This is a genomic window from Ruegeria sp. AD5 (assembly GCF_056542345.1).
The window spans coordinates 128072-151823 of sequence record NZ_JBQFZR010000001.1; the positions used below are offsets into that span (position 1 = coordinate 128072).

At 59.1% G+C, this 23752-nt stretch carries 24 protein-coding genes; 3 read left to right on the forward strand and 21 right to left on the reverse strand.

The genetic code is table 11. The features are described 5' to 3' along the window. Window positions 1-3: 3 nt before the first annotated feature. The 10 genes from ACR0JG_RS00600 to ACR0JG_RS00645 form a co-directional block, all read right to left on the reverse strand. The gene (locus ACR0JG_RS00600; protein ID WP_170512290.1) at window positions 4-1008 is read right to left on the reverse strand and encodes a cell division protein FtsQ/DivIB; all 1005 of its coding nucleotides are present in this window, start codon (window positions 1006-1008) and stop codon (window positions 4-6) included. Further along, window positions 996-1913 (reverse strand): D-alanine--D-alanine ligase, encoded by a 918-nt coding sequence (locus tag ACR0JG_RS00605; RefSeq protein ID WP_480567196.1) that lies wholly within the window; start codon window positions 1911-1913, stop codon window positions 996-998. The genes ACR0JG_RS00600 and ACR0JG_RS00605 overlap by 13 nt, the downstream gene beginning before the upstream one ends. Window positions 1914-2021: 108 nt before the next feature. Beyond that, complete coding sequence (murB, locus tag ACR0JG_RS00610) at window positions 2022-2948, reverse strand: UDP-N-acetylmuramate dehydrogenase (RefSeq protein WP_480567197.1); 927 nt, start codon at window positions 2946-2948, stop codon at window positions 2022-2024. Then, window positions 2945-3238 (reverse strand): hypothetical protein, encoded by a 294-nt coding sequence (locus ACR0JG_RS00615; RefSeq protein ID WP_170401372.1) that lies wholly within the window; start codon window positions 3236-3238, stop codon window positions 2945-2947. The genes murB and ACR0JG_RS00615 overlap by 4 nt, the downstream gene beginning before the upstream one ends. A gap of 23 nt (window positions 3239-3261) precedes the next feature. Next, window positions 3262-3528 carry a DUF2484 family protein gene (locus ACR0JG_RS00620; protein ID WP_170392032.1) on the reverse strand — a complete coding sequence of 89 codons (267 nt, stop codon included), beginning with the start codon at window positions 3526-3528 and terminating at the stop codon, window positions 3262-3264. After that, on the reverse strand, window positions 3525-3773 hold the full coding sequence (locus ACR0JG_RS00625; protein ID WP_170401374.1) for a DUF2484 family protein: 249 nt from the start codon (window positions 3771-3773) through the stop codon (window positions 3525-3527). The genes ACR0JG_RS00620 and ACR0JG_RS00625 overlap by 4 nt, the downstream gene beginning before the upstream one ends. 4 nt (window positions 3774-3777) lie before the next feature. Then, on the reverse strand, window positions 3778-5184 hold the full coding sequence (gene murC / locus ACR0JG_RS00630; protein WP_170594761.1) for a UDP-N-acetylmuramate--L-alanine ligase: 1407 nt from the start codon (window positions 5182-5184) through the stop codon (window positions 3778-3780). Beyond that, window positions 5181-6278, reverse strand: coding sequence for a UDP-N-acetylglucosamine--N-acetylmuramyl-(pentapeptide) pyrophosphoryl-undecaprenol N-acetylglucosamine transferase (locus ACR0JG_RS00635; RefSeq protein WP_170392038.1), 1098 nt, complete (start codon window positions 6276-6278; stop codon window positions 5181-5183). The genes murC and ACR0JG_RS00635 overlap by 4 nt, the downstream gene beginning before the upstream one ends. Beyond that, on the reverse strand, window positions 6278-7441 hold the full coding sequence (ftsW, locus tag ACR0JG_RS00640; protein ID WP_170392040.1) for a putative lipid II flippase FtsW: 1164 nt from the start codon (window positions 7439-7441) through the stop codon (window positions 6278-6280). Before ftsW ends, ACR0JG_RS00635 begins: the two co-directional genes overlap by 1 nt. A 252-nt stretch (window positions 7442-7693) precedes the next feature. After that, window positions 7694-8029: a cupin domain-containing protein gene (locus tag ACR0JG_RS00645; RefSeq protein ID WP_170392042.1), complete on the reverse strand. Its 336-nt coding sequence runs from the start codon at window positions 8027-8029 to the stop codon at window positions 7694-7696. Between the two features lie 194 nt (window positions 8030-8223). On the opposite strand from ACR0JG_RS00645, the gene ACR0JG_RS00650 reads away from it, so the two are divergent. Beyond that, window positions 8224-9402, forward strand: coding sequence for a BaiN/RdsA family NAD(P)/FAD-dependent oxidoreductase (locus tag ACR0JG_RS00650; RefSeq protein WP_480567198.1), 1179 nt, complete (start codon window positions 8224-8226; stop codon window positions 9400-9402). Here ACR0JG_RS00650 and ACR0JG_RS00655 read toward each other — a convergent pair. The 10 genes from ACR0JG_RS00655 to mraZ form a co-directional block, all read right to left on the reverse strand. Continuing rightward, window positions 9399-9773, reverse strand: a complete 375-nt coding sequence (locus tag ACR0JG_RS00655; RefSeq protein WP_255611713.1) for a glycine zipper family protein — start codon at window positions 9771-9773, stop codon at window positions 9399-9401. The genes ACR0JG_RS00650 and ACR0JG_RS00655 overlap by 4 nt on opposite strands. Before the next feature lie 112 nt (window positions 9774-9885). Further along, on the reverse strand, window positions 9886-11280 hold the full coding sequence (gene murD, locus ACR0JG_RS00660; RefSeq protein WP_480568983.1) for a UDP-N-acetylmuramoyl-L-alanine--D-glutamate ligase: 1395 nt from the start codon (window positions 11278-11280) through the stop codon (window positions 9886-9888). A 13-nt stretch (window positions 11281-11293) separates the two neighbouring features. Then, window positions 11294-11824: an AAA family ATPase gene (locus tag ACR0JG_RS00665; RefSeq protein WP_480567199.1), complete on the reverse strand. Its 531-nt coding sequence runs from the start codon at window positions 11822-11824 to the stop codon at window positions 11294-11296. Next, a complete protein-coding gene (gene mraY, locus ACR0JG_RS00670; protein WP_170392049.1) occupies window positions 11821-12903 on the reverse strand; it encodes a phospho-N-acetylmuramoyl-pentapeptide-transferase in 1083 nt (360 codons plus the stop codon). Before mraY ends, ACR0JG_RS00665 begins: the two co-directional genes overlap by 4 nt. Beyond that, on the reverse strand, window positions 12903-14321 hold the full coding sequence (locus ACR0JG_RS00675; RefSeq protein ID WP_480567200.1) for a UDP-N-acetylmuramoyl-tripeptide--D-alanyl-D-alanine ligase: 1419 nt from the start codon (window positions 14319-14321) through the stop codon (window positions 12903-12905). Before ACR0JG_RS00675 ends, mraY begins: the two co-directional genes overlap by 1 nt. After that, window positions 14318-15799 carry a UDP-N-acetylmuramoyl-L-alanyl-D-glutamate--2,6-diaminopimelate ligase gene (locus tag ACR0JG_RS00680; protein WP_480567201.1) on the reverse strand — a complete coding sequence of 494 codons (1482 nt, stop codon included), beginning with the start codon at window positions 15797-15799 and terminating at the stop codon, window positions 14318-14320. The genes ACR0JG_RS00675 and ACR0JG_RS00680 overlap by 4 nt, the downstream gene beginning before the upstream one ends. 22 nt (window positions 15800-15821) lie before the next feature. Next, the gene (locus tag ACR0JG_RS00685; RefSeq protein ID WP_170392055.1) at window positions 15822-17609 is read right to left on the reverse strand and encodes a peptidoglycan D,D-transpeptidase FtsI family protein; all 1788 of its coding nucleotides are present in this window, start codon (window positions 17607-17609) and stop codon (window positions 15822-15824) included. Then, window positions 17606-17974: a cell division protein FtsL gene (ftsL, locus tag ACR0JG_RS00690; protein WP_170392057.1), complete on the reverse strand. Its 369-nt coding sequence runs from the start codon at window positions 17972-17974 to the stop codon at window positions 17606-17608. The genes ACR0JG_RS00685 and ftsL overlap by 4 nt, the downstream gene beginning before the upstream one ends. Continuing rightward, window positions 17971-18963 (reverse strand): 16S rRNA (cytosine(1402)-N(4))-methyltransferase RsmH, encoded by a 993-nt coding sequence (gene rsmH, locus ACR0JG_RS00695; RefSeq protein WP_480568986.1) that lies wholly within the window; start codon window positions 18961-18963, stop codon window positions 17971-17973. Before rsmH ends, ftsL begins: the two co-directional genes overlap by 4 nt. A gap of 4 nt (window positions 18964-18967) precedes the next feature. After that, entirely contained in the window at window positions 18968-19435 is a 468-nt protein-coding gene (gene mraZ / locus ACR0JG_RS00700) for a division/cell wall cluster transcriptional repressor MraZ (RefSeq protein ID WP_480439182.1), read from the reverse strand. A gap of 935 nt (window positions 19436-20370) precedes the next feature. Here mraZ and ACR0JG_RS00705 point away from each other — a divergent pair. Then, window positions 20371-20595: a DUF1127 domain-containing protein gene (locus ACR0JG_RS00705; protein WP_170392061.1), complete on the forward strand. Its 225-nt coding sequence runs from the start codon at window positions 20371-20373 to the stop codon at window positions 20593-20595. Between the two features lie 374 nt (window positions 20596-20969). After that, window positions 20970-21260 (forward strand): DUF1330 domain-containing protein, encoded by a 291-nt coding sequence (locus tag ACR0JG_RS00710; protein ID WP_170401405.1) that lies wholly within the window; start codon window positions 20970-20972, stop codon window positions 21258-21260. A gap of 3 nt (window positions 21261-21263) precedes the next feature. Here the strand turns inward: ACR0JG_RS00710 and ACR0JG_RS00715 are convergent, their stop codons facing one another. After that, a complete protein-coding gene (locus tag ACR0JG_RS00715) occupies window positions 21264-23660 on the reverse strand; it encodes an ATP-dependent helicase (RefSeq protein ID WP_480567202.1) in 2397 nt (798 codons plus the stop codon). Between the last annotated feature and the right edge of the window lie 92 nt (window positions 23661-23752).

Consider the following 23752-nt stretch of genomic DNA (forward strand, 5'->3'; position numbering starts at 1 on the left):
TCGTTACTGCCCGCTACTCACATCTACTTTTGTGTTCCACCAGTCTTCGCTGGCCGTTTTGTTCATTCGGATGGTCGGTCGCTGCCCCAGTCGCATGTCGACCACGGCCACGTCACGTTCCAGAAGGTCCTGAACCTCGTTCACCGCCAACACGCGTTCCAGCGCGCGCGCCGGACGTTCGGTCGGCAACATGATGCGCTGGTTTCGATCCAGCACCAGATCCCAGCGCCGTTCGCCAACGCGCACCAAACCGCGCACGCGTTCGCCCAAGCTGCGGGCTGTGGTCAGGATTTGCAGCGCCTCGGGGACATGTTTGTTCGCGCCCTTCCCTGCGATCAGTGGCAGGGCTGCGTGATCGGCGCGTGCTGAAACACGGTCAACATGAGCTCCGGTTTCATCCAATAGCTCGATCCCGTCTCGGGTGCGCCAGACGATGACCGGCTGGCGTTCGACCACATCAACCTGAAGAATCCCGCCAGGGCGAATGCGTACGGTTGCCGATTTCACCGGGTCAAGCCCGGTGATGGTGTCGCGGATCAACTCCACATCCAGATCCCACGAGCTGAGCGGGAAATCGAGCGGCACGATCTCGCGGATATCCTCAGACAGTGCGGTTCCTGCCCCGTCGATGGCCATCAAGTTGACCATGAATTCGGGGCGCTCCTGGATCGAGGTCTTGATGTCGGCGATATAGGTACTGACCGCCTCACGACGTTCTTCGGCGGCAAAGAAGCCACCCACCAAACCAAAGACGGCCAGAACCGGCAGGCCAATTTTTAGCCCGCGCCGGATGCCGGGGGTGAGCATCCAGCGCTGAAAGCGGTAGCTGAGGCGCGAGGGCGCGGGGTCCGCGTTGCGCGCGCGGCCAAAAAGACGCGCCCCGCGCAAATGCAGCTTAGGTTCGGTTTTGGGCTCGGGCCTTGGCGCGGCGGTGAAATCGGCATCCGGCCCCGCCAACGGTTTGGTCCGGTGGATCACCGGCGCGCGGGTGGCGGTCAGCGGTCGCATGAGGCATCCTCCACCATCCAGGCGCAGAGCTGGCCGAAACTGATGCCAAGATGCTCGGCCTGTTCGGGCACCAGCGAAGTCGGCGTCATGCCGGGCTGGGTGTTGGTTTCCAGCAGGAACAGCCCGTCGGCACCCTTGCTGTCATCCCAGCGGTAATCGGTGCGGGACACGCCGCGACACCCCAGCGCAATATGCGCCTTAACCGCATAGTCCATGCAGCGGTCAAAGATATCCTGCGGGATCTCGGCGGGCAGCACATGCCACGAGCCGCCGGGCTTGTACTTGGCATCATAATCGTACCAACCGCCATCGGTCATGATCTCGGTCACCGTCAGGGCGCGATCGCCCATCACGGTCACGGTCAGTTCCCGGCCCGCGACGTATTTCTCGACCATCACCTGATCAGGCATCGCCTCGTCCAGTTGCGGCGGGCCGTTGGCATTTTCATGCACGATATAGATGCCGACGCTGGAGCCTTCGTTGTTGGGCTTGGCAACATAGGGCGGCTCCATCACATGGACCTCGACCACCTCGACCTTGGGAACGATCAGGCTGGGTACGATGGGTAATCCTTCGGCGGCGTAGACCTCTTTGCTGCGTTGCTTGTCCATCGCAAGGGCCGAAGCCAGCACGCCGGAATGCGTGTAAGGAATGCGCATCCATTCCAGTAGCCCCTGCACACAGCCATCCTCGCCCCAGCGTCCATGCAGGGCGTTGAACACCACATCGGGTTGGATATCGGTAAGGCGAGCAGCAAGGTCCGGACCTGCGTCCAGTTCGACCACTTCAAAGCCTTCACCCACAAGAGCGGCTGCGCATTCGCGCCCAGAGCTGAGAGACACCTCGCGTTCCGCCGAGGGGCCACCCATCAATACCGCCACTTTGAGGTTTGTCCTGCTCGACATACCCAATGTGCGCCTCAATGTCCCCGGACCTTATGTGGTGGTCCGTACTGCGTTTATGCCTTTGATCCGTCGTCCTAATTTGCCTGTTATGGTCTGACGGTCGGGGCTTTATTCTTCCAGCGGATCACCGACCCGCATGATTTCCCACTCTAGCGTGATGCCGCTTGTTTCGTAAACCTTTTTTCGCACCTCTTCGCCCAGACCTTCGAGGTCTGCGGCGGTGGCGTCGCCTGTATTGATCATGAAATTCGAGTGTTTGGGACTCATCTGCGCGCCACCTTTTGTGGCCCCGCGCATACCCGCGTCATCGATCACTTTCCACGCCTTGAGGTCATGCACATCGTCCGCGCGCCCAGTCGACGAGAACCCGGCTGGATTACGGAAGGTCGACCCGGCGCTGCGGTCCTTGGTGGGTTGAGTTTCGTCGCGCTTTTTTAGCTGCGCCTCCATGCGAGCGTGCAGCTCAGCTGGATCGCCCGAGGGGCCTTGAAACGTCGCCGAGATCAGCACCGCGCCTTCGGGCAGGTCGGACTGGCGATAGCGGAAGCTGAGGTCTTGCGGGGTCAGGTCCACGATCTCTCCGGCGCGGGTGACCACGGTAGCCTTTTGCAGCACATCCGCCGTATAGCTGCCGTAACAGCCCGCGTTCATGCGCACGGCCCCGCCGATCGAGCCTGGTATCGTGCGCAGGAAAGTCAGGTCCACACCTCCATCCGCTGCTTTACGCGCCACATGCGCATCCAGCGCGGCGGCACCCGCGCTGACGGTATTGCCGTCGACCGAGATACCATTGAACCCGCGCCCCAATCGGATCACCACCGCCCGCAGACCACCATCACGTACGATCAGATTGGATCCGACACCCATAGGAAAGATGGGAACATCCGCAGGCAGATCACGCAGAAACGACTGAAGGTCTTCGGTATCGGCGGGTTGAAACAGATAATCCGCTGGTCCGCCGACGCGCAGCCAGGTGAGTTCGGAAAGAGAACGCGCCGCGGACAGGCGGCCACGGACGTCGGGCAGTTCGCTCATGCGCCTTCCCGCGATGCAAGGCTGCGCCCGCCTACTCCCCCCATGATCACCGCAAACAGGAAGGGCAGGACCGCACCGGTCAGCCAGACGAAGGGTCCGAACGCCTGTTCTTCTTCTCCTGTCCCGACACCGGCCAGCACTATGATCAGTACCAGACCAAGGGCCGAGGTCAGCCCGATCAGCCACAGCAGTGCCTTGAGGCCGATCCAGCGCGCGGCGACAAAACCCGCAAGCGTCCCGAGGATCAGGGTAATCAGCGGCAAATAGGCGAAAGTGGCGATGTCGACCATGGGGGCCTCCTGAAAATGGCCAGTTACTTGTTCGCCGCCTTCATGCCCTGCATTTTCGCCTTTGTCCAACGGGTGAGGTAAATCACCGGCCAACGCAGAACTGACATACCTGCCGCCAGGACCAGCAGCCCGATCCATGGACCATTTTCATAGGTGACATAGCCTAGGATGGGGACGCCAACGGCGATCAGGAAATAGGCGCGCCGCCAATGGTTGTCCTTGCTGGGCAACATCGCCAACACGTTGGCGACAACACCCCACAGACCGGCAAGCGCAATCGACCAGTTCATTCCGACACCTCTTTACCCGTCCACTTGCGCCAGTAGTAGCGGATCGGGTTGCGGTACATCGAAACAAAACCGCCAGCAGCCAGGACTCCGACGAACCAGCCATAGTCTAAACTCAGCCACAGAATCAGAGCAGGCGCGCTGGCAAACAGTACAACACCCGGTGGGAATTGCAGGTGCATCGGCAGCATCGCCACAATGGTGGAAGCGAAGACCCAGACGCAGGCGAGTATGAGCGATAGCGCCACGAGGTTAGCTCGCTTTGGCGATTAACCGGTCAGGCAAACCGTTGGCCCAGGTACTGATCGTACCTGCGCCGAGGCAGACAACCATATCGCCCGGGCGGGCCTGTTCACGGACAAGGCGGGCCAGGTCTTCTTCGTTCAAGATCGCGCGCGCGTGGCGGTGGCCGTGGCGGATCAGGCCCTGCACAAGATCGTCACGGCTGGCACCTTCGATCGGATCTTCGCCTGCAGCAAAGACCTCCGCAATAGCGACCACGTCGGCGTCGTTGAAGCAGGTGCAGAAATCGTCGAACAGGTCGGACAGGCGGGAGTAGCGGTGCGGCTGGTGGACTGCGATGACGCGGCCCTCGGTGGCCTGACGTGCGGCCTTGAGAACGGCGGCGATTTCGACCGGATGGTGGCCGTAATCGTCGATGATGGTGACGCCGTCAATTTCTCCAACCTTCGTGAAACGGCGGTTGACGCCGCCGAAATTGGCCAGCGCGTCGCGGATTTCACTGGCCTTCATGCCCAGATGACGGGCCACGGCCACGGCGCTCAGCGCGTTAGAGACATTGTGGTCGCCGGGCATTGGCAAGGTGCAACCTTCGATCACCTTGTCTTCATGGCGTAGGTGGATGTCGAAATGGGCGACGCCACCCTTATAGGTCAGGTTTTCGGCCCGCACATCGGCCTGTGCGTTGAATCCATAGGTGCGCACACGACGGTCCGAGATGCGGCCGACCAGAGCCTGCACCTCGGCATGATCTGTGCAGCAGACGGCCAGGCCATAAAACGGCAGGTTCGAGACGAACTCGTAAAACCCGTCCCGCAGCTTATCGAAATCGCCCCAATGCTCCATGTGTTCAGGGTCGATATTGGTGACGATGGCTATGGTTGCAGGTAGGCGATTGAATGAGCCGTCGCTCTCATCCGCTTCAACCACCATCCATTCACCCTGCCCCATGCGGGCGTTGCTGCCATAGGCGTGGATGATGCCGCCATTGATGACAGTGGGGTCGAAATCGCCGGCAACCATCAGTTCGGCCATCATTGTGGTCGTGGTCGTTTTTCCGTGGGTTCCGGCGATGGCAATATTCGAGCGCAGCCGCATCAGTTCGGCCAGCATATCGGCGCGGCGGACAACCGGCAGGCCCTGCGCGCGTGCTTCGTCCAGTTCCGGGTTCCCCGGTTTGATCGCGGTCGATACCACGACCACGGCGGCATTCTGCAAGTTCTCGGCACGCTGGCCTTCGAAAATCTCAGCACCCAGCCCAGCCAGCCGGTCAGTAATCTTCGAGGTTTTCAGGTCCGAACCTTGTACCTGGTAGCCAAGATTCAAAAGCACCTCTGCGATACCCGACATCCCGATCCCACCGATGCCCACGAAGTGGATCGGTCCAACGTCCTGCGGCAGTTTGGTTGCTGGATTCATGAGGTCTCCTTCTGCGCCAGTTGCTCGACAAGGGCGACCAGACGCTCGGTGGCGTCCGGTGCCCCGACCGATAGCGCGGCATGGGCCATTTGCTGTGCGGCTTCGGGGTTGGTGAGAACCGTGGTCATTTGCTGTGTCAGCGCGGGAACGTCAAGGGCGTTTTCGGGGATCATGATCGCACCGCCTGCCTGAACCAATCCACGCGCATTGGCTGTTTGATGATCTCCGGCAGCCGTGGCAAGCGGGATCAAAATCGACGGGCGGCCAATCACGGAAATGTCGGCGATACTGGAGGCACCTGACCGGCTGACAACCAGCTGCGCGTCGGACATACGGCGAGGTACGTCGTCAAAGAAAGGCTGTACATCGGCGCGTATGCCGTGATCGGCGTAAAAGGCCTTGACCCGTTCACCATCCTCATCGCGGGCCTGATGCGAGACGCGGATATACCCGCGCAGATATTCAGGCAGCGCAGCGATGGCCCCCGGCACCACGTCACTGAGGATACGTGCGCCCTGTGAGCCGCCCATCACCAGGACAGACATCGGGTACTCCCCAGGCGGGATATAGGGGGCAGCAGCGCGTTCAAGAACGGAGGCGCGAACCGGGTTACCAGTGTGTATGCCCTTGGACCCTTCAGGCAGATCGGTGGGCCAGACACCACAGGCCACTTGAGCCACACGCGTGGCAAACAGTTGGTTTACCCGGCCCAGAACGCCATTTTGTTCATGGATCATACGCGGCAGCTTCAGCAGGATGGCCGCGCCCAGCGCCGGTATCGACGGATAGCCGCCAAAGCCCACCACCACATCCGGCTTGTCACGCATCATCTGCGCAGCCATGCCAGTGACTCCAGCAGCAATCTTGGGTCCAACCAACATCTTGGCAGCCAAACCGCCTCGGGCGAAGGTGGCCGAGGATGCCTCGACAATCTCGACGTCTGCAGGAAACGCGCCGGTATAGCGCGCTCCGCGCGGGTCGGTGGACAGGCGCACACGCCAGCCTTTCTGCAGCATCGCCTCGGCCAACGCCTGCGCGGGGAACATGTGGCCCCCGGTGCCACCTGCTGCGATTAGTAGATAAGGTTTGCCCATCAGCCTCGTCCGCGCAGAATGTCGCCCAGCTCGCCCTGCGGGCGGGTTCGGGTGAAGGCCAGCAACATGCCAACCGCGATGCCGCCTGCAATCAGGGACGATCCGCCATAACTGACAAACGGCAGCGTCATGCCCTTGGCGGGCAGAAGACGCACGGCGACGCCCATGTTGATCATAGCCTGCACGCCAAACATGCAGGCTAGACCAGTGCCAGCCAGACGGATGAACATGTCGCGTTCGCGCATCAGTCGCAGCAGCGAACGCACAACGATCAGCGAGTACAGCGCGATGATGATCAGCACCAGAATCAGCCCGTATTCTTCGGCCGCGACCGCGATGATGAAATCCGTATGAGCATCAGGCAGAGACCACTTGACCTGCCCCTCACCCACGCCGACGCCGAATAGACCGCCTTCGCGGATGGCATTGGTGGCATACCCAAGCTGGGTGGTCGGATCGAGTTCCTGATTAAGGAAACCATCGATACGACGGGCAAAGTGCTCGGAATTGGAATAGGCAAACATGCCGCCCAGAACGACCGCCCCGGCCATGCCGACCAGCAATAGCATCGGGGCTCCGGCAACAAAATACATCACACCCCAACCAAAAAGGATAAGGCAGGCCTGCCCGAAATCGGGCTGCATCACCAGCATTGCCACGATGGACATACACAGTGCAAAGGACCACAACCGCCCCGGCGGGCCGTTGATTTCCTGTGATGCGGCCAACAGCCATGCGGCCACCACGACAAAACCGGGCTTGAGGAACTCGGATGGCTGCAACGAGGCAAAACCCAGCGAATACCAGCGCACCGCGCCTTTGCCAAAGTCTGTACCGAAGACCGGCAAGAAGGCCAGCGCCACGAACGAGGCCAGAAAGCCCAGAATCGCCAGCCGCCGCACCAGTGTCGGCGACATCATTGAGGTCAGCAGCATCGCGACCAGCGCCAGCCCGCCAAAGATCGCCTGACGTTCTACATAGTGGAAAGGATCGAACCCGTTACGCCCCGCTAGTGGCGGCGACGAGGCTAGCCCCAGCAAAAGCCCGATGACAAACAGGATCAGGACGCAGGACATCGTCCAGCGATCAATCGTTCGCCACCACTTCGGAAGAATCGGTTCGCCGCGCTGGTCCTGGACCGCGCCATACACCATCTCAGTCATGAGATACCGCCACTATCTGCCTCGTTAACGTCCCGTTTTCGGGATCTGATTGAGAGTCTACAGGGATTTTTACATTTGGGCTAGCAGAATGACAGGCAGAACTGGAATTCCGGAACGATGAGCCGCCGTTGACAAACGCGCATGCATTCAAGCAGCGCATGCTGCCTGTTCTGATCGACGGCCCGTTGAGGCTCGGTTTGAGTTCATCCAACTACCAACCGCGCCCAACGTCATTGTTCAAAAAGTAAATCGTCAGTCTTTGATGGGGTATCTGTCAGGCTCTTCAAACACATCGATCACTCGGGAACCCGCCTTGATGCGCCCGCCATGCTCCACTCCGGCTGGGATAGAATAGCTGTCGCCGGGCAGATAAACTTTCGTCTCTCCGCCAATGGTGAGTTCAATTTCTCCTTCCACCACCGTACCCCATTGGGCACCATGTGAATGTAGTGGGAGTTCCATTTCTTTAAGAAAAGTAAAAAAGGCGACCAAACCAGCATCAGATCGAATGACTGCCGTCTGCACGACGTCTTCGGGAAATGGCACGTCTAGTCTTGGAAAGTCTGTAATGAAGTTTGGAAAGCGCATATTTTTATCCCTTTAAATGGATCTAACCGGCAAGCATTAGCACAGAGCCTAGCATGTCAGGATGCACTACGACTAAAAATCCACATACCATATGGCACAAACCCAAGTGCTGCTGAGAAATTCCGTGGGCCAAACCCACACCGTTTTTGGTCTGCGCTCTTGCCATCGCTCACAATCCACGCCATGCGCAGCATATGGATTTCGAGACGATCATCCTCGGTGCTGGCGCGGCCGGCATGATGTGCGCAGCCCATTGCGGTGGCCAGGCGCTGGTGATCGACCATGCAAAAGCTCCCGGAGAAAAGATCCGCATCTCGGGTGGTGGACGATGCAATTTCACCAATATGTATGCGGGACCGGGCAATTTCCTGTCTCAGAATCCGCATTTCAGCAAATCAGCGCTGGCGCGATATACACAGTGGGACTTCATCGAACTGGTCGATCGCCATGGCATTGCATGGCATGAAAAAACGCTTGGGCAATTGTTCTGCGACGGGTCTTCGAAACAGATCGTCCAGATGCTGCTGAATGAAATGGTCAAGGCCGAGGCCGAGCTCTGGGTGCAGACGTCGCTGCGCAACTTGCGCAAAACCGAAAGCGGTTTCGCTTTGGATGTCGAACGCGATGGCAAGCACATCCCTCTGACCTGTCGTAATCTGGTTCTGGCCACGGGTGGCAAATCGGTCCCCAAAATGGGCGCGACGGGGTTGGCCTATGACATCGCGCAGCAATTCGGGCTGCAGATAACCGAGACACGAGCGGCGCTGGTGCCGTTCACCTTCTCGGACGGTCGGTTCAAGGATTTGTCCGGCGTCTCCCTGCCCGCTCGACTGTCAAACGAGCGCAGCAGTTTCGACGAGCCTTTATTGTTCACCCATCGCGGGTTGAGCGGTCCTTCGGTGCTGCAATTGTCTTCGTACTGGCGCGAGGGTGAGGCAATATGGGTCAACCTGATCCCTGATTTGCCTTTATACGATCTGCTTCGCGATCAGCGGCAGGCTGTTGGGCGCAAGGCGCTGACCACCGAATTGGCACGCCACTTGCCTACGCGTCTGGTGGAATACCTCGCACACCATATCCCGATGAAGGGCAATCTTGCGGATCAGTCCGACACGGCGCTGTCGGAACTGATCGCCGCATTGTCCAACTGGCGGCTTACGCCGTCGGGCACCGAGGGCTATCGCACCGCCGAGGTCACTCTGGGCGGAATCGACACTGACGGGCTGTCGTCCAAAACGATGGAGGCCAGGGATGTCCCCGGCCTCTATGTTATTGGTGAAGCGGTGGATGTCACCGGCTGGCTTGGCGGTTACAACTTCCAATGGGCGTGGTCCTCGGGCCACGCCGCCGGAAGTGCCATCGCAAGCCGTTAGCCTACGACGTTGTAACCCCGTCCGCGCATACAGTTGCGCACGATGACTTCCTTGTTCTGGTTCTTGTTGATCACGTCAGCACCTGCACCAACCAACGCACCGGCAACGGCGGCGCGACCCAGGTTGTCGCTGCTGTCCTGAACGATGCCGGTGACGGCTGCAGCACCTGCGGCGCCGATTGCGGCATTACCTGCGGTCGATCCGTCAACGCTGGCCTGCGAGGCTGCAAGTTGCTGGCACTGATACAGGTCCGAGTTGTAGTTCGGGCCTACTGGGCCATCGATCACGGGCTGATAGTTGGCCCCGGTATTGGTGCAAGCCGCAGCAGCCAGCAGCGCTGGAACGACCAGAAGAAGTTTACGGTTTGGCATATTCATGACCTCGTGTTGAATTTCCTGAAGGCAAAAACCAATGCAGGCAGTGCGTCAAGCAGATAGGCCCACAGCTTCGCCGAACCGGCGATCTATTGCAAACGCATTGCTTTCAGAGGCGTTTTTTAACCTGAGCCACGAAGTCATCGCCACGTTGTTCGAAGTTGTCATACTGGTCGAAACTGGCCGCAGCAGGTGCCAATAGAACGGTTTCACCGGGCTGCGCATCGGCCATGGCCTGCATAACCGCCGCTTCCATAGTGGTGCAGACTTGCGCATCGGCCTGCAACTGCATTGCAAAGCTAGCCGCCTCACGCCCGATGACGTAGGCCTTGATTACGTGGTCCCCTGCCCCGTTCAGCGCCTCAAGCCCGCCTTCTTTCTCAAGCCCGCCACAGATCCAACGTATCTTCTTGAACGCGCTCAACGCTTTGAGGGCGCTATCTACGTTGGTGGCTTTCGAGTCGTTCACATAGGTCACGCCATCCGCCTCGGCGATGATCTGGCTACGATGCGGCAGACCGGGGAAACTGTGCAGCGCATCTTCTATGACGCGCGGCGCAAGGCCCAATGAGCGACAGGCGGCATAGGCAGCACATGCGTTCTGATGGTTATGCGCACCGGGCAATCCTTTGATCTCTCGCAGATCAATCGCACCCGCCTGACGGCCCTTGCGGTATTCCGACAGGAAACCCTTGCGGGCAAAGACCTGCCAACCCGCCCCGGTCAGCTTGCGCGCCACCGAGACGCGGATCACCCGGTCATCCGACGGCCCCTCGGCCAGTTGCCCGGCCAGAAACGCGCCCTCGGCTTCATCGATGCCGATCACGGCGCGGTCCGGGCCGCCTTCGGCGAACAGGCGACGTTTGGCGGCAAAGTAACCACCCATTCCACCATGTCGGTCCAAGTGATCAGGTGAAAGATTGGTGAAAACCGCCACATCCGGCGTCAGTGCGCGGGCCAGTTCGGTCTGGTAGCTCGATAGCTCCAGTACCACGACCGATCCATCGCCACCTGGGTCGATGTCCAGCACGCCGCGCCCAATGTTACCCGCCAGTTGCGAGTCGCGCCCGGCCTCGGTCAGGATATGTTGGATCAACGCAGCGGTGGTTGATTTGCCATTCGATCCCGTCACCGCGATGACGCGCGGTGGGATGTCGTAGTTGTTCCATTCAGGGCCTGCGAAAGAGCGAAAGAACAGACCTATATCATTGTCGACCGGAACTCCGGCTTCCAACGCAGCGGCCACAACCGGGTTCGGCGCGGGGTAGAGATGAGGGATGCCGGGCGAGACAATTAGTGCGGCAATATCGTCAAACGCCCCGTGGCGGCGCAGATCGACACACGAGAATCCCTCGACCTCTGCCGCTTCACGCGCGGCGGGGTTGTCATCCCAGCAGATCGGCTCAGCCCTGCCAGCGCGCAGCGCTCGTGCGGTGGTCAGACCCGACCGACCTAGCCCCAGAACCGCTACTTTCTGCCCTGAAAACCCTTTGACCGGGATCATTGCCATACACCTTCTATCCGAGCCGCTCTTCCAGCCAGTCCGCCCGCCAAGAGACCGGCCCTTTTGGAACGATTTCTATTACGAACCCATAGTCTGGTAACCGGTCGCACAAAGCATCGTATTCCGCAATAGCTGCGGCCAAGTTGTGCCGCCGGTCATCATCCTGTTCGAATATCTCAGGCCAAGGAGGAAAGAGAAACACGCATGGGTCGTAGCCCAAGTGCAGTATCTGTTCACGCACTTTGGTCTCCAACGGTGTACCGGTTCGATCAAACCAAATCAGCGCGTCCAATGCCGAACGATCAAATAGCACAAGGTCATCTTTGGCATTGCTGAAGTCAGATATCGCAAGTTCAATGATCCTGCGGCAGAATACCTCGGAGTTGACCCACGGCAGAGCGCGACCACCACCTTGTCTTTCCTCGGCAATGACACGACGACCCGGCTCGGAAACTGTTGAATATCCGCGACGGGCCATCTCCTCCAGCAGTGTTGATTTACCACCACCGGAGCATCCAGAAAGCACGACGCAACGCGGGCTCATCTGACTTTCAGCGTCGCCAGCCCGATCATCGCTAAGATCAGTGAAATGATCCAGAACCGGATCACGATGGTGGGTTCAGCCCAGCCCTTTTTCTCATAATGGTGATGGATCGGTGCCATCAGGAACACGCGCTTTCCGGTCCGTTTGAAATAAAGAACCTGGATGATCACACTCAAAGCTTCAACCACGAACAGCCCGCCCACGACTGCCAATACCAACTCGTGTTTGGTAGCCACGGCGATCGCGCCCAGCGCACCGCCCAGAGCCAGTGATCCGGTATCACCCATAAAAACCGCCGCCGGAGGGGCGTTGTACCACAGGAATCCCAGCCCCGCACCAAACAGCGCTGAAGTGAAGATGAAGATTTCACCGGTGCCAGGCACATAGTGAACATCAAGATACTCGGTGAAGTCGACCCGCCCAACCGCATAGGCAATCACACCAAGGGTCGAGGCCGCGATCATCGCGGGCATGATCGCCAGCCCGTCCAGACCATCTGTCAGATTCACCGCGTTGGCCGCACCCACAATGACGATCACCGCAAAAGGGATATAGAAAAGGCCAAGATTGATCAGCGTATCCTTGAACACCGGCAGAGCCAGTTGGTTTTGCAAATCGCTGGGATGGTGCAGCGTCGCCCAGAGTGACGCCAGCACGGCGATGATGATCCCCAGCGCCAACCGCATCTTACCGGAAACGCCCTTGGTGTTCTGCTTTGAGACCTTGGCATAATCGTCCGCAAAGCCGATGGCCGCATAGGCCAGCGTCACGAACAGTACCATCCAGACATATGGATTGTCCCAGCGCGCCCAGATCAGGGTCGACGTGACCAGAGCGCCCACGATCAGCAGACCGCCCATGGTAGGGGTTCCAGCCTTGGACAGATGCGCCTCGGGGCCGTCATCGCGGATCGGTTGACCTTTGCCTTGCCGTTTGCGCAATACGTTGATCAAGGGTTTTCCGAACAGAAACCCAAAGATTAGCGCAGTCAGAAAGGCGCCCCCTGCCCGGAAGGTGATATAGCGGAAGAGGTTCCAGAAATCCCCTCCGTCCGACAGGGCGGTTAACCAATAGAGCATTACAAAACCTTTCTCACAATACGGCGGCTCTCTGGCGCGCTGCCATGCCCCATTTGCCGCAGACCGTCAACGATCTGCGCCAGAGCCATGCTGAGAGAGCCCTTGGCCATCACTACATCGCCGCTACGGATCAATTCCGGCAGATGGGCGGCCATCTCATCGCTGGTTTCCGTCCACAACCCGCGCTTGCCCTCGGGCAGAGCCTGATGCAGCGCTTGCATCAAAGGGCCGATGCAATGAACATGATCGACATGCGCCATCGCAGGCACCTCGGCCATGGCGGCGTGCATCGCCTGCTCTTGCGCACCAAGCTCTTTCATGTCGCCCAGAAACGCGATCTTGCGTTTGCTCGCCGACGCAGACAGCACGTCGAGAGCGGCCTCCATCGAGGTTGGATTGGCGTTGTAGCTGTCATCGAGCAGTTCAATCTGCCCGCCATCTGGCAGCGCGATCACCTCGCGCACACCGCGCCCTTTGACCGGAGACCAGCCGCGCAGACCGGCAATCGCCTGATCCAGATCGACCCCCAGCGCGACACAGGCCGCCAGAGCGCCCAGCGCATTCATAGCAAAGTGAGTTCCCGCGGATTGGACATCGAATGTGATGTCTGCGCCGCCGACAATACCGTGTCCCCGCACCGAGTCAGGGCCTTGGAGCACGTTGGTAAGGGCATAGTCCCGCGCCGTGTGGCCAAATTCGACGATCCTTGCACCATGCGCAGCGGCGCAGTCGCGCAAGATGCCCGCGTGTTCGATATCGGCATTGACGATAGCAGTGCCGCCCTCGGTCAGCCCGTCGAAGATCGCAGCCTTTTCAAAAGCAATACCCGCAACCGAGCCGAAGGCTTCGAGGTGGACGGCGGCTACTGTGGTCACCAGCCCCACATGCGGTTGCGCCTGACGCGCCAGCGGAGCGATTTCGCCCGGATGATTCATGCCGATCTCGATCACCGCGAACTCGGTGTCGCGCGGCATTCGCGCCAGCGTCAAAGGCACGCCCCAATGGTTATTGTAGCTGGCGACGCTGGCATGAGTTTTGCCTTGCGTCTCCAGAATGCTGGCCAGCATTTCCTTGGTCGAGGTCTTACCCACGCTGCCAGTCACCCCCACCACGCGCGCACCTGTCCGGGCGCGAGCCGCCTGCCCCAACGCCTCTAGACCCGTCTGCACATCGTCGACGATCAACAGCGGTGCATCTTCGGGCACGCCTTCGGGAATATGCGACACAAGCGCTGCGCCTGCGCCTTTTACAAGCGCTTGGGCGACGAAATCATGGCCGTCGCGGGCAGCCTTCAACGCAACGAACAGGTCACCCGGCTGCAGGGTGCGCGTGTCGATGGAGACGCCGTTCACCTGCCAATCGGTGGTGGCGCGCCCGTTGGTGGCCTCTGCGGCCTCGGCTGCGGTCCAGAGCGTCATGCGACCCTCCCGTCCAGCGCGGCAACGCTGATACTGGCCTGTTCCACATCGTCAAAGGGCAGGACCTGATCTCCGACGATCTGGCCGGTTTCGTGTCCCTTGCCCGCAATCAGCAGAGCGTCGCCCGGTTGCAGCGCGTCGATGCCGCGCAGGATGGCCTCGGCCCGGTCGCCGACTTCCGTGGCTTCGGGTGCGCCCAACATGACAGCACCGCGGATGGTGGCCGGGTCTTCGCTGCGTGGGTTGTCATCGGTAACAAAGACCAGATCAGCGTTTTCAGCAGCGGCCCGCCCCATCAATGGGCGTTTAGTGGCGTCTCGGTCACCGCCTGCACCAACAATGGCGATCAGACGTCCCATGACATGCGGGCGCATCGCCTTCAGTGCAGTGGCCACGGCATCCGGCGTATGCGCGTAATCGACAAACACCGCCGCGCCGTTGTCGCGGGTGGCAGCCAGCTGCATCCGTCCGCGCACGGTGATCAGGTGCGGCAAGGTTTCGAACACGCGGTCGGGGTCCTCGCCCGCCGCGATGACCAATCCGCAAGCCAGCAAAACGTTCTCGGCCTGAAAGCCGCCGATCAGATTCAGGCGGGTTTGATAGGCCTTGCCTTTCCATGAAAAGCGCAAATCCTGCCCGGTCGCGTCAAAGCGTTGATTCAGAAGACAAAGATCAGAACCCTCAGGGCCCACGGTGATGATATTCTGGCCGCGTGCCTCGGCGATCTTGCGCATCTCGGCACCCTTGGGATCACCAAGGTTGACCACAGCGACCCCGTCTTCGGGCAGCACACGATCAAACAGACCCGCCTTGGCTGCGAAATAGGCCTCGAACGTGTCGTGATAGTCCAGATGATCCTGCGTGAAATTCGAGAACCCGGCAGCGGTCAGATGCACCCCGTCCAAGCGACGCTGTTCAAGCCCGTGCGAGGAGGCCTCCATCGCCGCATGGGTCACGCCATTTTCGGCAGCCTCGGCAAGACAGCGGTGCAGAGTGATCGGCTCGGGTGTGGTATGGGCCAGCGGCGCAGTCCATGCGCCCTCGACCCCAGTGGTGCCCAGGTTGACGGCGGCAAGTCCAAGCTCGGTCCAGATCTGGCGGACGAAACTGGCGACCGAGGTTTTTCCATTGGTGCCGGTGACCGCCACGATGGTCTGCGGTTGCGCGCCAAACCATAGGGCGGCGGCCCCTGCCAGTGCCTGACGGGGGTCTTCCGTGACGATCAGCGCAGCATCGGATGCGGCCAGTTCGTCGGTGGCGATCTCGGCCCCTTTCGCGTCCGTCAGGATCGCGGCGGCCCCCATGCGCAAGGCGTATTGGATGAAGTCTCCACCATGGACTCGGGTGCCGGGAAGGGCTGCAAAGAGGAAACCGTCTTTGACCTCGCGGCTGTCGACAGCCAGACCGGTGATTTCGGGATTGGCCCCTCCCCGTGCGGTCAGGGCCAGTTCGCTGAGTTTCTTTGACCGATTGCCCATGACCCACCTTTCGCTGGACAGCCTAATTTGAGGTCAGCGTTATAGCAGCGCGCGCCTCAGGCTCAAGCCGGGGTCTGAGACCCAATAGCGGCGCCACCCGTCCAATCAGTTCGGCAGCAACGGGAACGGCAGTCCAACCCGCCGTGCGGCGCTTTTCGCCATAGGCCACGATGGACGGTTCATCCAGCGTGACGATTAGCACATATTTCGGATCATAAGCCGGGAAGATGGTGGCGAAGGTGGCAATCACCTTGTCCTCATAGTACCCGCCACGCGGCTTGGGTTTATCGGCAGTACCGGTTTTTCCCGCCACGTCGTACCCTTTGACATCACCAAAGCTGGCGGTGCCATCCGTGACCACTTTGCGTAGCATATTTTGCGCCTGCTTGGCGGTGTTTTCGGACATCACGCGAGGGCCGTATTGCGGGCCATTGCGGCGCAGGATCGTGGGGCTGACATAGTACCCGCCATTGGCAATCGCTGCGTAACCAGCGGCCAGATGCATGGGGCTGGTCGAAAGGCCGTGGCCATAAGAAATCGTCACGGTGCTCAACTCACCCCATTTCTTGGGCTTGAGCGGTTGCCCGCCCTTGGCCTCGACAATCTCGAATGGGGTTGGGTCGAACATGCCCAGCGCGTTCAGAAAATCCTGTTGCCGGTCGGCCCCGATTTGCAAGGCCAGCCGCCCGGTGCCTCGGTTCGAGCTGTACTTGATTACATCCGAGACACTGATCTCACCATAATTCTTGCCGTTAAACTCGCCAATCGGGAATCGCCCGATTTTCATTGGGCCGGAAGTGTCAATGATGGTGTTGGAGTTCACCAGACCTAGCTGCACCGCCTGCGCGGCGGTGAAGATTTTGAACACCGAACCCAGCTCATAGACACCCTGTACATAGCGATTGAACAGCGGGCTGTCCGAGGGATCGAAGCCCGAGGTCGGTGGGCGCGGACGGTCATTGGGGTCAAAAGACGGCAACGACGCGGCCGAGACGACCTCGCCCGTATGGGCGTTCATCAGAACCGCCGAGGCTCCTTTGGCGTTCATGATCTTCATGCCGCCATAAAGCACCTGTTCCACCGCCGCTTGAACGGTCAGATCCAGCGACAGTTGCAGCGGCTTGTTGCCGTTGGCCGGGTCGCGCAGATAGCCGTCGAACTGTTTTTCGACGCCAGCTACGCCGATCACCTCGGCTGCGCTGACACCTTCGCGGCCAAAGCCCGAGCCGCCCAGAATATGCGCCGCGAGTCTGCCATTGGGATATAGCCGCATTTCGCGCGGGCCGAACAGGATGCCGGGATCACCGATGTCATGCACCGCCTGCTTCTGCTCGGGCGAGATGCGCTTCTTGATCCACAGGAATTTTCGCTTACCGGTGAAGTCTTTGACCAAACGCTCTTTTTCCAGATCAGGGAAAATAGCGACCAGTTGCTCGGCTGCGGCGATCGGGTCAATCATCAGCGGTGGCTGCGCATAGACAGAATAGGTGTCCAGATTGGTCGCCAGAATACGGCCTTCGCGATCCACGATATTGGCGCGTTGCATGGCGATGGAGGCCCCCGGCGCACTTGCCAATGGTTCTTGCGCCTCGGATGTCGCCAGAACGCCCATACGAAAGCCTACGACCGAAAAGGCGCAAAAGAAGAAAAGACCCAACACCAACAGGCGGCCCTCGGCGCGCGCACGGGCGCGGTCTTTCATGTCTTCGTGGCGTTTGCGGATGTTCTCTCTCTCAATCGCCTTGGGGTTTTCACCCTTTGCACGGGCGTCGAGGATACGGGCCAGAGGGCGAAGTGGTGTACGGGTCATGGAACCTGCACCTCGATCAGTGCCTGAATGTCAGTGACGTCCTGTATTTCAAGCGGGTCGACGATGGGCAGATCCGGGTCCTCGCCATAGGAAATCTGATCGGCGCGACCAAACTGCTCAGCCCGCAGAGGCAGCAAGCTGAGACGTTCGAAATTCAAGTCCGCCAGCTCACGCAAACGATCAGGCCGGTTTAGATAGGCCCATTCGGCATTCAGCACGGCGAGTCGCGCCTGCGCCATACCGATCTGGCCTTGCAGCGACTGCGTTTCCTTCAGCACCTGCTGCGTGCGGTAGTTCTCTTGATAAGCCCAAAGCGCCAACCCGAACACGGACAGTGCAGTCAACACATACAGAATACTCTTCATCTTGCCCTTCCCCCCAATTGCGGCATGCCGATGGCCCGGGCCTCAATTTTCCCTGCCGGGGCATCCGTTCTTATCGCGACACGCAATTTTGCAGAGCGTGCACGTGGGTTTTCTTCAAGTTCCTGCTCATCCGGCCCAACGGCCTTGCGGGTCTTGAGTGTGAATTGCGGCTTCTCCTGCTCCATCTCAGGCGCATAACGGTTGGCGCGTCCGGTTTTGCCCGCGCGCGATTGGAAGAACCGCTTCACCATCCGGTCTTCTATGGAATGGAAAGTCACAACGGCCAGTTGCCCCCCCGGCTTCAAAGCGCGCTCGGCGGCCATAAGCCCCTGAAACAGTTCTTGGTATTCTGCGTTCACCGCGATCCGTAGCCCCTGAAAGCTGCGCGTCGCCGGGTGCGATTGGCCCGGTTTGGGGCGCGGCAGGCAGGATTCGATAATCTCGACCAGCCGCAGAGTTGTTTTGATCGGTTCTTCGGCCCGCGCCTTGACGATGGCCTTTGCTATACGACGACTGGCGCGTTCCTCCCCGAAATGGAACAGGATGTCGGCCAATTGCGTCTCGGTTGCCGCATTCACCAGATCAGCTGCGCTTTCACCATCTTGGCTCATCCGCATGTCCAACGGACCGTCTTTCATGAAGGAAAAACCGCGTTCAGCCTGATCCAACTGCATGGATGAGACACCAAGGTCCAGCACCACGCCATCCAGGTCCTTTGCATAATCATCCATGCGAGAGAACACGCCCTGCTGCATCACCAGCCGGTCACCATATTCCCCAGCCCAGTCAGCGGCCATTTCAAATGCCAGTGGGTCGCGATCGACGCCAATGACTTTCTCGGCCCCGGCCTCCAGCAATGCACGAGTATAGCCGCCTGCGCCGAATGTGCCGTCCAGCCAGGCACCGGATACCGGCGCCACAGCGGCCAGCAACGGGCGCAGCAGTACGGGGATATGAGGTTTGTCCGATGAGGTCTGAGCGCCGGCCATGCCGTCACCCATCCCCGATGCCATCGAGATACTGCATCGGATCGAAATCATCCGGCAGATCGTCCAGCCATTCCTCGGTCGTGGCCAGTTCCTCGGCCTCGTATGTCTCGGGCTTCCAGATCTGGAAGGTATCACCGGCGGCGATAAAGAACGCCTCGTTTTCAAGGTCGATCTTGTTGCGCAGCTTTGCGGGCAGCACCAAACGACCCGTTTCGTCCACATTGGTCGGGAAGGACTGACCATGGAACATCCGCTGAAGCATCCGACGCTGCATCGAGCCACGTGGCAGCGCATCGATCTTGGCATCCACCTCGTCGATCGCTTCCATGGTGTAACATTCAAGGTATTTGCGGCGGTGGTCGCCATAGACAATCACGAGTTCAGGATTGTCACCGGGTTGCCAGCTGGGGTCCGAGGCCTCAAGCACACGACGAAACGAGGCCGGGATCGAGACCCTGCCCTTCGTATCCACCTTATGCTGGCTTTCGCCTCTAAACCTGCGCGCCAAGACGACTGTCCCTTTCGCTTGCGCCCCACCTCAAAATTCACGTTCCCCCGGAAGTAAAACGGCGGGTTGATCTGCTGCCACTGATCAACCCGCCGCATTGACCCGCTTTGCGGGATGTCCAGCTGCGCGCGCCACCTGGGGGGATGTCTGCTCGCCCGCGCGCCGGATCTGTTAAGTGATGAAAGCGAGATGCCTGTATGAAACCTGTTTTTGTATTCTTGGTTCGGGGTCGTTTGGCGCCCCTTAACTGTCCTCGCCCTCATCGGGTACACAAGGGATGCCATGGGAATTCATGGAAATCAATAGGAAATTTGCATATGGAGGCCTGATGCAGACTTCAGATCAAGACTAATACAATCGAAACTTGGATCAAATATGCCACAAATTGTGCCCCTGATGCTCACCAACACTAAATATGTAAGAATTGACGCCTAAATTATTCCTCCCATGAATTCCCAATAATTTTCAGAATTATGGATTATTTGGCGCAGACACTCATGAATGACAGCCGAAGAGGACGAATCGCGGTCCCTTTACAGGGCCTTTCCCATAGTCGCCCCATGCTTTCCCATAGCACCATCACCCCAGGCGCCGGACCTGCCGTGAGAAGATTTGCCCCTCTTGAGTTGACACAACATGCCCAAACAAACACCAATTCCGCTCAATAGATAAGCGGTCACCATCACAGGGTCTGGACACACGAAACGTCAACCACACGTGAAAACCAGTATTTTAAAGGCAATTATTGGGGCGTACCGGATTATCCTGCCAATCCATGCATTTGCTGCATAGCAGCATTGACGACGCGAACTATTGTGCAATCGCAGCATTTGCCTATCTTCAGTCTCAAGCAAACGCCGGACGATGCCGGCAACAGTAAGAATGAACGGATCATGAAGATGGCAGTCGCAAGCACACAAACGGCTCTGAAAGGCACACCGGCAAATGGAATCTCAACGCTGGTTGAGACCGTGAAAACCCGGGTTGCTCGTTATCGCCTGTACCGTCAGACAGTCAACGAATTGTCGGGACTGTCAGATCGGGAATTGGCTGATCTGGGCTTGCACCGCTCGATGATCCGCCGGCTGGCCCAACAGGCCACCGAAGAGCAGATCGCGCGGTAAGCGCAACAAGAACACCGAGATCAGGTCCGTCCTCCTCCCTTTCGGACCTGTATTTCAGCGGCAGCGTCTCTCCTCCTCCCTGACGTTGCCGCACCTAATACCGGCCCTGACCGCCGGAACCTGATACATCGGGGCTCTCCTCCTCCCTGCCTCGATGTTGAAAGCGCGCGGCGACGTCTTCCTCCTCCCTGACGTCGCCGCGTCTTCCTCATACCGGGATCAAACCCGGGTTCGGATACATCGGGGCTTCCTCCTCCCTGCCCTGATGTAGAAAAGAACGGCGGTTCCCCTCCTCCTCCCTGGGAACCGCCGTTTTTCGTTTTTTGCGCACAAGATGTAGGCTGGGGTCGTGAACGATTTGTCAGGAGTCTCCCATGGCCGCTTATTTCATCGCCCAGATTTCCATTCATGACCCGGATGGGTACCAGAAATACCTCGAAGGATTCATGCCGATCTTTGACCGGCATGGCGGAAGGCTTCTAACCGTATCCTCAAAACCCGTTGAAGTGATCGAAGGCAGTTGGGAAGAAGATGGGATCGTCCTGATGGAGTTTCCGGATATGGCTGCCGCAAACGCGTGGAAGGACGATCCGGACTATGTCGAATTGGCCAAGATCAGGCAAAAAACGGCGACGGCGAATCTTGTGCTGGTCGAAGGGTTGTAAGCTTCAGAACGGCACGTCATCCTTGTTGGTCAGAAAGCGCGAGACCACTTTCTTCACCCCTGCCTTGTCGAAATCGACCTCGACTTTATCACCTTCGATGCCGATCACTGCGCCATAGCCGAATTTCTGGTGAAACACTCGCTCGCCCAGCGTAAAGCTGGCCACGGCGGTCGCATCAATCACAGTATTCCGGCTTTCTTTTGGCTGAGACATGCCATATTGCCCCTGCCGCGCCTGCATCCGCTTCCAGCCCGGAGAGTTATAGACATTCGCCTCGGCTGCGCGGGTTTCGATCCCGGCTGCCTGCTGACCACCACCATAGAGCCCCGGAGGTGTCAGCACTTCCACATGATCTTCGGGCAACTCATCAATGAACCGGGACGGCATCGAATTCTGCCATTGTCCGAACACCCGTCGGTTGGCTGCAAAGGAAATTGTACAGACTTCTTCTGCACGGGTAATACCGACATAGGCCAGCCTTCGTTCTTCTTCGAGGCCTTTGAGACCGGATTCGTCCATCGAACGCTGAGAGGGGAACAATCCATCCTCCCACCCCGGAAGGAAAACCGCGGGAAACTCCAGCCCCTTGGCCGCGTGCAGCGTCATGATCGAGACTTTGGCCCCGTCGCTGTCCTGCTCGTTATCCATCACCAGACTGACATGCTCCAGAAACCCCTGCAGGTTCTCGAAATTGTCCAGCTGGTTGACCAGTTCCTTAAGGTTTTCCAGCCGCCCCGGCGCCTCGGGCGTCTTTTCGTTCTGCCAATGCGCGGTATAGCCGGATTCGTCCAAGACGATCTGCGCCAGCTCGATATGCGTATGCTCGGGCGCGCCGTATCGGATCGGTGAAACACCGTCATCAATCACCGTATCATCGTCCACCTCGATCCGAGGCCCGCGCGTCATTGCATTCCACCGCGCCAACCCGTCGATCAGTTCGCGCAGCGCCTTGCCACCCTTGCCCTTGATCAGGCTGTTATCGACCGCGATCCGCGCCCCTTCGACCAAAGACACGCCATTCTCGCGCGCCACCACCTGAATCGTCTGCTGCGCTTTGTCGCCGAGGCCGCGTTTGGGCGTGTTTACGATCCGCTCGAACGCCAGATCATCCTCGGGGCTGACCACCAGCCGGAAATAGGCCATGGCATCGCGAATCTCCATCCGCTCATAGAATCGAGGGCCGCCAATCACCTTGTAAGGCAGACCAATGGTCAAAAACCGATCCTCAAACGCCCGCATCTGGTGCGAAGCGCGTACGAGGATCGCGATCTCATTAAGGTTCATCGGCCGCACACCGCGCGTGCCACCTTGCATCGCGTCGATCTCTTCCCCGATCCAACGCGCTTCTTCCTCGCCATCCCAATGGCCGATCAGACGGACCTTTTCACCCTCTTCGCGGTCGGTCCAAAGCTCTTTGCCCAAGCGGCTTTCATTGCCACGAATGACGTTGGACGCAGCGGCCAGAATATGCGGGGTCGAGCGGTAGTTCTGTTCCAGCCGGACCACGAAGGCGCCAGGGAAGTCCTTTTCGAACCGCAGAATGTTGCCCACCTCGGCCCCGCGCCAGCCATAGATCGACTGATCGTCATCGCCGACGCAACAGATGTTCTTGTGGCCCCCTGCAAGCAGACGAAGCCAGAGATATTGGGCTACGTTGGTATCCTGATACTCGTCCACAAGGATGTAACGGAACCAGCGCTGGTATTGCTCCAGCACGTCCGGGTGGGTTTGGAAAATCGTGACCATGTGCAGCAACAGGTCGCCGAAATCCACCGCGTTCAGCTCGCGTAGGCGAGTCTGGTATTGGGCATAGAGCTCAACACCCTTGTGATTATAGGCCCCGGCATCTGCGACAGGCACCTTATCGGGCGTCAGGGCTCGGTTTTTCCAGTCATCGATGATCCCGGCCAGCATCCGAGCGGGCCAGCGCTTGTCGTCAATGTTGTTGACCTTCAGCAACTGCTTGAGCAGTCGAAGTTGATCGTCGGTGTCCAAGATGGTGAAGTTCGACTTCAGATCGACCAGTTCTGCGTGGCGGCGCAACAGTTTGACGCAGATCGCATGGAATGTACCCATCCATTGCAATCCGCTTTTTACGTCAACTGGGTACTGCTGCACCCGATCCTTCATTTCTTTCGCAGCTTTGTTTGTGAAGGTTACCGCTAGTATTTCGTTAGATCGCACACGCCTAGTATGCAGAAGTTCTGCAATTCTCGAGATAAGCGCTCTAGTTTTGCCAGTTCCTGCGCCAGCAAGAACGAGTACCGGGCCATCCAAAGCCTTAACCGCCTTAAGCTGCTCATCGTTCAACCACTCAAGATGCGATGAGGAACGGGCGGGCATCGCCCGCGCCGACAGCGATGCGCCTTCGAAGGCGTCCATTTCGTCAAAACTGCTCATGCCAATAAACTACGTCGGATGAGCGCGGAGGGAAAGGGTTTGTTCACGGCTTGTTCGCTCAAATCAAATAGAATCATCCCTCCAAAGGGCGC

Coding starts and splice junctions, on each gene's coding strand:
- ACR0JG_RS00600 (WP_170512290.1), bottom strand. CDS start 1,008: ATGCGACCGCTGACCGCCACCCGCGCGCCGGTGATCCACCGGACCAAA.
- ACR0JG_RS00605 (WP_480567196.1), bottom strand. CDS start 1,913: ATGTCGAGCAGGACAAACCTCAAAGTGGCGGTATTGATGGGTGGCCCC.
- murB (WP_480567197.1), bottom strand. CDS start 2,948: ATGAGCGAACTGCCCGACGTCCGTGGCCGCCTGTCCGCGGCGCGTTCT.
- ACR0JG_RS00615 (WP_170401372.1), bottom strand. CDS start 3,238: ATGGTCGACATCGCCACTTTCGCCTATTTGCCGCTGATTACCCTGATC.
- ACR0JG_RS00620 (WP_170392032.1), bottom strand. CDS start 3,528: ATGAACTGGTCGATTGCGCTTGCCGGTCTGTGGGGTGTTGTCGCCAAC.
- murC (WP_170594761.1), bottom strand. CDS start 5,184: ATGAATCCAGCAACCAAACTGCCGCAGGACGTTGGACCGATCCACTTC.
- ACR0JG_RS00635 (WP_170392038.1), bottom strand. CDS start 6,278: ATGGGCAAACCTTATCTACTAATCGCAGCAGGTGGCACCGGGGGCCAC.
- ftsW (WP_170392040.1), bottom strand. CDS start 7,441: ATGACTGAGATGGTGTATGGCGCGGTCCAGGACCAGCGCGGCGAACCG.
- ACR0JG_RS00645 (WP_170392042.1), bottom strand. CDS start 8,029: ATGCGCTTTCCAAACTTCATTACAGACTTTCCAAGACTAGACGTGCCA.
- ACR0JG_RS00650 (WP_480567198.1), top strand. CDS start 8,224: ATGGATTTCGAGACGATCATCCTCGGTGCTGGCGCGGCCGGCATGATG.
- ACR0JG_RS00655 (WP_255611713.1), bottom strand. CDS start 9,773: ATGCCAAACCGTAAACTTCTTCTGGTCGTTCCAGCGCTGCTGGCTGCT.
- murD (WP_480568983.1), bottom strand. CDS start 11,280: ATGATCCCGGTCAAAGGGTTTTCAGGGCAGAAAGTAGCGGTTCTGGGG.
- ACR0JG_RS00665 (WP_480567199.1), bottom strand. CDS start 11,824: ATGAGCCCGCGTTGCGTCGTGCTTTCTGGATGCTCCGGTGGTGGTAAA.
- mraY (WP_170392049.1), bottom strand. CDS start 12,903: ATGCTCTATTGGTTAACCGCCCTGTCGGACGGAGGGGATTTCTGGAAC.
- ACR0JG_RS00675 (WP_480567200.1), bottom strand. CDS start 14,321: ATGACGCTCTGGACCGCAGCCGAGGCCGCAGAGGCCACCAACGGGCGC.
- ACR0JG_RS00680 (WP_480567201.1), bottom strand. CDS start 15,799: ATGGGCAATCGGTCAAAGAAACTCAGCGAACTGGCCCTGACCGCACGG.
- ACR0JG_RS00685 (WP_170392055.1), bottom strand. CDS start 17,609: ATGACCCGTACACCACTTCGCCCTCTGGCCCGTATCCTCGACGCCCGT.
- ftsL (WP_170392057.1), bottom strand. CDS start 17,974: ATGAAGAGTATTCTGTATGTGTTGACTGCACTGTCCGTGTTCGGGTTG.
- rsmH (WP_480568986.1), bottom strand. CDS start 18,963: ATGGCCGGCGCTCAGACCTCATCGGACAAACCTCATATCCCCGTACTG.
- ACR0JG_RS00705 (WP_170392061.1), top strand. CDS start 20,371: ATGGCAGTCGCAAGCACACAAACGGCTCTGAAAGGCACACCGGCAAAT.
- ACR0JG_RS00710 (WP_170401405.1), top strand. CDS start 20,970: ATGGCCGCTTATTTCATCGCCCAGATTTCCATTCATGACCCGGATGGG.
- ACR0JG_RS00715 (WP_480567202.1), bottom strand. CDS start 23,660: ATGAGCAGTTTTGACGAAATGGACGCCTTCGAAGGCGCATCGCTGTCG.